The organism is Roseovarius sp. EC-HK134 (assembly GCF_902498815.1).
Taxonomy (GTDB): domain Bacteria; phylum Pseudomonadota; class Alphaproteobacteria; order Rhodobacterales; family Rhodobacteraceae; genus Roseovarius; species Roseovarius mucosus_A.
In genome coordinates, this window is sequence record NZ_LR701544.1 from 1,602,484 (window position 1) to 1,609,282 (window position 6,799).

Below are 6,799 nucleotides of genomic sequence, written 5' to 3' on the forward strand. Positions count from 1 at the left end.
CCGCGCTCAGGACTGGCCCGGATAGCTTGAGCGTGGCACGCGGGGTGTATTTGTGCCACGGATCAGCGACCCCGCGCCATGTTCGGTGAAAAGCTCGAGCAGGGTCGCGTTCGGCGCGCGACCGTCGAGGATGACCACCGCGCGCACGCCGCCGTCGATGGCGGCAAGGGCGGTTTCGGTCTTGGGGATCATGCCGCCCGCGATGATGCCGTCGCGCGTCATCTGTCGGATCTGCTCGGCGCTGAGTTCGGTCACGACCTGTCCTGAGGCATCACGCACGCCGTCGATATCTGTCAGCAGGAGCAGGCGGTCGGCCTTGAGGGCGGCGGCCACGGCACCGGCGGCGGTATCGCCGTTGATATTATAGGTCTCGCCCGCCTCGCCTGCGCCCAAGGGGGCGATAACGGGGATCATGCCGGCGGCAAAAAGCGTGTGCAGGATGGTGGGATCAATCTCGGAGGGGTCGCCCACAAGGCCCAGATCGGGATGTGAGGGCGTGCAGGTGATGAGCCTTGCATCCTTGCCCGAGAGGCCGACGGCGCGCCCGCCTTGACCGTTGATCGCGGCCACGATGCGTTTGTTGACCTGACCGGAGAGCACCATTTCCACCACGTCCATGGTGGCGGCATCGGTCACGCGCTTGCCATTCACGAAGTCGGATTTGATCGCCAGCTTTTCCAGCATCTGATTGATCATCGGGCCGCCGCCATGGACGATGACCGGATTGACGCCGACCTGTCGCATCAGCACCACGTCGCGGGCGAACGTGTCCATCGCCTCATCGCTGCCCATGGCGTGGCCACCAAGTTTGATCACCACGATGGCGCCGGTGTAGCGTTGCAGATAGGGCAGGGCCTCGGAGAGGGTGCGGGCGGTGGCGATCCAGTCGCGATTCATGTCTCTGGCCTTCATGCTGGTCTCCGACGCGGGGTTGCGTCTCTCATTACAATCTGCGCGGGGTGGTGCCAAGGGCCGTTGCGGGTGAGCCGCAAAGCGCTAGGGTTGGGCCCAAGGAAATCCGCGACCGAAAGAGGTGTAGCATGTCCGAGACCAAGACGCTTTTGTTGACGGGGGCGAGCCGGGGAATCGGGCATGCCACGGTGCGGCGGTTCAATGCGGCGGGCTGGCGGGTGATCACCTGTTCGCGCCAGCCGTTTCCAGCGGAATGCCCCTGGGGCGGGGGTGCGGAGAACCATATTCAGATGGATTTGTCGGACCCGAATGATGTGATTGCCAAGGTCGAGGTGCTGCGCGAGCGGCTGGGTGGACGGCTGGATGCCTTGGTCAATAATGCGGGGATTTCGCCCAAAGGGCCGGAGGGTGAACGCTTGGATACGTTCAGCACGGATCTGCGGACCTGGGGGCAGGTGTTTCACGTCAATTTCTTTGCATCGGTCGTGCTTGCGCGCAGTTTGCGGGATGAATTGGCGGCTGCGCGCGGCGCGGTGGTCAATGTCACCTCGATTGCTGGAAGCCGGGTGCATCCCTTTGCGGGCGCGGCCTATGCCACATCCAAGGCGGCGCTGGTGGCGCTGACGCGCGAGATGGCGCATGATTTCGGACCGCTTGGGGTGCGCGTGAATTCGATTGCGCCGGGCGAGATACGTACCGCTATTCTGTCGCCCGGAACGGATAAGCTGGTCGAAAGCATCCCGATGCGGCGGCTGGGTGAGCCTGACGAGGTGGCCAACACGATCTTTTTCCTGTGTTCCGAAGGGTCGTCCTATATTTCCGGCACCGAGATCGAGATCAACGGGGCGCAGCACGTCTAACGGGTACGGGGCGGCCATTTAGCCGCCCCGCTTTTGTCATCCGTGAGGGGTGGATTATTCAGGCAGGATCACGGTGTCGATCACGTGGATCACGCCGTTGCTGGCCTCGATATCGGCCTGCACGACCTTGGCCCCGGCGACGGTGACACCGTCCGTGGTGCCGATGGTGACATCCGTGCCTTGCACGGTGGTGGCGGTCATCCCGTCCGAGAGATCGCCCGACATCACTTTGCCCGGCACCACGTGATAGGTGAGGATCGCGGTCAGTTGATCCTTGTTCTCGGGCTTGAGCAGGTCTTCGACCGTGCCTGCAGGCAGGGCGGCAAAAGCGTCATTGGTTGGGGCAAAGACGGTGAAGGGGCCTTCGCCTTTGAGCGTATCAACAAGGCCTGCGGCCTGAACGGCGGCGACAAGGGTCGAGAAGCTCTCGTTGCCGGCGGCGATGTCGACGATGTCTTTGCCTTTGGTCTCGGCAAAGGCAGGACCGGCCATCAGCACGGCGGCGGTCAGAGCGAGATAGGTTCTGCGAAACATGGTGTGCGTCTCCGTTTAAGTGTCGGTTTCCATGACCCCGTTGTCGGGATCATGCGAGGCTTACGGGGCGCTGCGCGTTTTGGTTCATAGGGGTTTTCCGCCGACGCGGTTTGACCTTTTTGGCGCGTCCGCTAAGCCAGAGCGTGCTGAAATTTCCAGTCACGTTTTTGTGAATTGGCGGCAATTATCCCGCCTGGCGTGGGTGTTTCAGCCGGGTTTCCCGTGGCAATGGCGGGGGGCAGGCAAATGGCCTGATACTGGCCCTGACAGGATGAAACATTGGGCAAACCCGCCCTTTGTCAGCTTGTTTGACGCGCTGGAATGGCGCAGGTTGCGCGCGAGGCGCGTCGGCTGGGCGCGGGCGGGGTATTGGAGTTTTGAGATGGGTATTCTGACGCAGTTCCTAGAATTTCTGGCGTTGCTGTTTGTTTTTGCCATTGGGGCGGTCGTGTTGGCGATAGGGGTCTTCTACGTGCTGGATCGCACGCAGCCCGGCGACGCGATCCGGCGCAACTATCCAGTCATTGGCCGGTTCCGAGGATTGTTCACCAAACTGGGCGAGTTTTTCCGGCAGTATTTCTTTGCCATGGACCGCGAAGAGATGCCGTTCAACCGTGCGCAGCGCGATTGGGTGAGCCATGCGACCAAGGGCGCGGGCAACACGATTGCCTTTGGCTCGACCCGGAATTTGGGGGTGCCGGGCACACCTATCTTTGTCCCTGCGGTGTTTCCGCCGCTGGACGATCAATTCGCCATCACCGCGCCGATGCAGATCGGGCCGACGGCGGCGATACCTTATATGGCCAAGTCAATTTTCAACATTTCGGGCATGAGCTATGGCGCGATTTCGCGCCCGGCGGTTGAGGCGCTGAGCCGGGGGGCGGCCAAGGCGGGTATCTGGCTGAACACCGGCGAGGGCGGGCTCAGCCCGTTTCATTTGGTGGGCAATTGCGATCTGGTCTATCAGATCGGCACTGCCAAATATGGCGTGCGCGACGCCTTGGGCAATCTGAGCGATGCGCGGCTGCGCGAGGTGTCGGACAATCCTTGCATCAAGATGTTTGAGTTGAAGCTGGCGCAGGGGGCCAAGCCCGGCAAGGGCGGCATCCTGCCCGGCGAAAAGGTCAACAAAGAGATTGCCGCCATTCGCGGCATCGAACTGGGCAAGGACAGCATTTCGCCCAACCGTCACGCTGATATCAATGACTATGGCGAGTTGCTGGATGTGATCGGCCATATCCGGCAGGTCACGGGGCGCCCTGTCGGTTTCAAGACAGTGATCGGCTCGTCCGAGGCCTGGGAGCCGCTGTTTGAAATGATCATCGCGCGTGGGCCGGATTGCGCGCCGGATTTCATTGCCATTGACGGTGGAGAGGGTGGCACCGGGGCCGCGCCCATGCCTTTGATGGATCTGGTGGGCATGCCCATTCGCGATGCCTTGCCGCGGATGGTCGATCTGCGGGATCGCTATGGTCTCAAGGATCGTATCCGGATGATTGCGGCGGGCAAGCTTATCAATCCCGGCGATGTGGCCTGGGCGATTTGCGCAGGCGCGGATTTTGTCGCCTCGGCGCGTGGCTTTATGTTCAGCCTTGGCTGCATTCAGGCGCTCAAGTGCAATCGCAATACCTGTCCGACCGGCATTACCACCCATGATCCCCATTTGCAGCGCGGTCTGGTGGTCGAGGACAAATACCTGAAGGTCGCCAATTATGCCAAATCGGTGATCAAAGAGGTTGAGACCATCGCCCATTCGGTCGGTGTGGCCGAACCGCGCCTGATGCGGCGGCGGCATGTACGGCTGGTGCAGGCGGATGGCACGTCGATTGCGTTCAACAAGATCCGGCCAAGTTACAATCCGGACGCGGTATTGTGACCGGATGTTGAAACCCTTCGGTGGCGGGAACCGTGTCTGTCTCTATATACTTGGGGAACCCATAGGAGAACTGACATGGCCCATCGCTGGACAAACACGCTGAGTGACACGGATGTGACGCCCGAGGCGGCGTTTCTCAATCGCCGCCAGATGATCGCCGGGGTGGCGGCAGGGGTGGGTCTGAGCCTGACGGCCCGGAGCGCGCAGGCCGAGACAGAAGCCGAGGCTTTGACGCCCAATAGCTGGGACGACATCACCACTTATAACAACTATTATGAGTTCGGCACCGACAAGGGCGATCCGGCACGCAATGCCCGGACGCTGACCGTCAGCCCTTGGAGCGTGACCATTGACGGGCTGGTGGACCGCCCGGGTGATTATGCCTTTGACGAGATCATGGCCAAGATGACCATTGAGGAGCGGCTTTACCGGTTCCGCTGTGTCGAGGCCTGGTCGATGGTGGTTCCCTGGAATGGATTTGAACTGGCGGATCTCTTGGATCTGGCTGGGGTGCAGAGCGAGGCCAAATACGTCGCCTTCGAGACGGTGTTGCGCCCCGATGAAATGCCGGGTGTCCGCTTTCCGGTGCTGGATTGGCCCTATGTCGAGGGGCTGCGGCTGGACGAGGCGCTGCATCCGCTGACGATCATGGCGACGGGGATCTATGGCCGCGACATTCCCAATCAGAACGGCGCGCCGCTGCGCCTTGTGGTGCCATGGAAATATGGGTTCAAGTCGATCAAATCGGTGGTGCGCATTACCCTGACCGACAAAGAGCCGCCGACAAGCTGGAACAAGGCCAATGCGCGCGAATACGGGTTCTATAGTAATGTGAACCCCGAGGTGGATCACCCGCGCTGGTCGCAGGCCACGGAACGGCAGATCGGCGGCGGACTGTTTTCGCCGCGCGTGCCCACGCTCATGTTCAACGGCTATGCCGATGAGGTGGCGGGGCTCTATGCCGGGATGGATCTGAAAAAGAACTTTTGATGCTACGGGACCAGATCAACGGTCTGGCCCGGCGGGTGCCGGTCTGGGCGGTGTGGCTGATCGGCCTGATGCCGGGGGTATGGACGTTTTATCTGGGGCTCACCGGCGGGCTGGGGGCGGAGCCGATCAAGGCGTTGGAGCGCGAGCTGGGCGAGGTCGCGTTGCAGCTCTTGATCTTGGGGCTGTGTATCACGCCGTTGCGTAGACATGTCGGAGTGAACCTGATCCGGTTTCGTCGCGCGGTGGGATTGCTGACCTTTTCTTATGTCGCGTGGCATCTTCTGGTCTGGCTGGTGCTTGATGTGCAGATCCTGGCGCAGATCTGGGCGGATATTGTCAAACGGCCCTATGTGACAATTGGATTTGCCGCGTTCCTTTTGATGATCCCGCTCGCGCTGACGTCGAATGACTGGTCGGTGCGGCGGTTGGGGCCGAGATGGCGGGCCCTGCATCGGCTGACCTATGGGGTGGCGGTGCTGGGGGCGGTGCATTTCCTTTGGCTGAGCAAAGGCTTTCAAATCGAACCCTTGGTGTATCTGGCCGTGATTCTGGGGCTGCTGGCGCTGAGATGGCGCCCCATTGGACAGAGTCGCCGGGTTTGAGTCGGGCCGGACGCGCTGGTTTTACCCTCTCTTGGGGGTAACTCTGTGGATAACCCAAGATGTAGGAGAGGGGCGTATTAGGGGTGGGCAATATTGTTGCGCGCGGGGCGGTGAATCTTGGCATAATTTCCCCTAACCCTTTAATATTCCGTAAAAATACGGGTTTTTGAAAAAAAGATGACAAAAGCCAAAAAAAGGGGTTGCGGGTCTGAGCCTCTAACCGTAAATACCCCTTCACCGGCGCTGCTGAGGCGGTTGCTGGGACGCGGAACGGACTTGGGCGGATGTCTTGGGAAGGGAAGCGGCTAGAAATTCTGAGGTAGGATTGGCGGGTTGCGCTAGGTAGATTGGCGCTCTCGGTTGATTTTGTCTCGACGCTCTTTGAAAATTTAGTAACTGAAGAGATATGTGGGCGGTTTGGTTCATTTCGATGGATCAACGTCTGTANCCGTAAATACCCCTTCACCGGCGCTGCTGAGGCGGTTGCTGGGACGCGGAACGGACTTGGGCGGATGTCTTGGGAAGGGAAGCGGCTAGAAATTCTGAGGTAGGATTGGCGGGTTGCGCTAGGTAGATTGGCGCTCTCGGTTGATTTTGTCTCGACGCTCTTTGAAAATTTAGTAACTGAAGAGATATGTGGGCGGTTTGGTTCATTTCGATGGATCAACGTCTGTATATCAACGCTACTAGAGAGCAATCTCGATGATGTAGTGTCAGCTTCACTGTCTTGTATGGACTTCGGTTTCTTTGGAAACTGATGTGCATCAGACAGATGACTTTCAATGCGGTCGTTTCCTTAGCCGGGTCGACCATGCTGCTGAGTGATTGTGTGTGGATTTATTCGCACTCAAGTAGCGCAGCGGTAGTGCATTGAAGATGTGCAGAGGTTCGAACGTCAAGGATAAGCAGCGATGCTTTTCAACTTGAGAGTTTGATCCTGGCTCAGAACGAACGCTGGCGGCAGGCCTAACACATGCAAGTCGAGCGAACCTTCGGGTTAGCGGCGGACGGGTGAGTAACGCGTG

At 59.9% G+C, this 6,799-nt stretch carries 6 protein-coding genes and 1 rRNA gene (1 of these 7 cut by a window edge); 5 read left to right on the forward strand and 2 right to left on the reverse strand.

The features are described 5' to 3' along the window. Nucleotides 1-6: 6 nt before the first annotated feature. On the reverse strand, nucleotides 7-912 hold the full coding sequence (gene argB / locus GC127_RS11670) for an acetylglutamate kinase (protein WP_008281692.1): 906 nt from the start codon (nucleotides 910-912) through the stop codon (nucleotides 7-9). A 128-nt stretch (nucleotides 913-1,040) separates the two neighbouring features. Here argB and GC127_RS11675 point away from each other — a divergent pair, with 128 nt between their 5' ends. After that, nucleotides 1,041-1,772, forward strand: a complete 732-nt coding sequence (locus GC127_RS11675; RefSeq protein ID WP_151978207.1) for an SDR family NAD(P)-dependent oxidoreductase — start codon at nucleotides 1,041-1,043, stop codon at nucleotides 1,770-1,772. A 54-nt stretch (nucleotides 1,773-1,826) separates the two neighbouring features. On the opposite strand, the gene GC127_RS11680 is transcribed toward GC127_RS11675, so the two are convergent. After that, a complete protein-coding gene (locus GC127_RS11680; RefSeq protein ID WP_008281694.1) occupies nucleotides 1,827-2,306 on the reverse strand; it encodes a fasciclin domain-containing protein in 480 nt (159 codons plus the stop codon). A 382-nt stretch (nucleotides 2,307-2,688) separates the two neighbouring features. On the opposite strand from GC127_RS11680, the gene GC127_RS11685 reads away from it, so the two are divergent. The 4 genes from GC127_RS11685 to GC127_RS11700 form a co-directional block, all read left to right on the forward strand. Next, nucleotides 2,689-4,182 (forward strand): FMN-binding glutamate synthase family protein, encoded by a 1,494-nt coding sequence (locus tag GC127_RS11685; RefSeq protein ID WP_037298155.1) that lies wholly within the window; start codon nucleotides 2,689-2,691, stop codon nucleotides 4,180-4,182. A gap of 75 nt (nucleotides 4,183-4,257) precedes the next feature. Beyond that, nucleotides 4,258-5,172, forward strand: a complete 915-nt coding sequence (gene msrP, locus GC127_RS11690; RefSeq protein ID WP_151978209.1) for a protein-methionine-sulfoxide reductase catalytic subunit MsrP — start codon at nucleotides 4,258-4,260, stop codon at nucleotides 5,170-5,172. Beyond that, on the forward strand, nucleotides 5,172-5,774 hold the full coding sequence (gene msrQ, locus GC127_RS11695; RefSeq protein WP_081506859.1) for a protein-methionine-sulfoxide reductase heme-binding subunit MsrQ: 603 nt from the start codon (nucleotides 5,172-5,174) through the stop codon (nucleotides 5,772-5,774). Before msrP ends, msrQ begins: the two co-directional genes overlap by 1 nt. A 919-nt stretch (nucleotides 5,775-6,693) precedes the next feature. Beyond that, nucleotides 6,694-6,799 (forward strand): 16S ribosomal RNA (locus GC127_RS11700); it runs 1,362 nt beyond the window's last position.

Coding starts and splice junctions, on each gene's coding strand:
- argB (WP_008281692.1), bottom strand. CDS start 912: ATGAAGGCCAGAGACATGAATCGCGACTGGATCGCCACCGCCCGCACC.
- GC127_RS11675 (WP_151978207.1), top strand. CDS start 1,041: ATGTCCGAGACCAAGACGCTTTTGTTGACGGGGGCGAGCCGGGGAATC.
- GC127_RS11680 (WP_008281694.1), bottom strand. CDS start 2,306: ATGTTTCGCAGAACCTATCTCGCTCTGACCGCCGCCGTGCTGATGGCC.
- GC127_RS11685 (WP_037298155.1), top strand. CDS start 2,689: ATGGGTATTCTGACGCAGTTCCTAGAATTTCTGGCGTTGCTGTTTGTT.
- msrP (WP_151978209.1), top strand. CDS start 4,258: ATGGCCCATCGCTGGACAAACACGCTGAGTGACACGGATGTGACGCCC.
- msrQ (WP_081506859.1), top strand. CDS start 5,172: ATGCTACGGGACCAGATCAACGGTCTGGCCCGGCGGGTGCCGGTCTGG.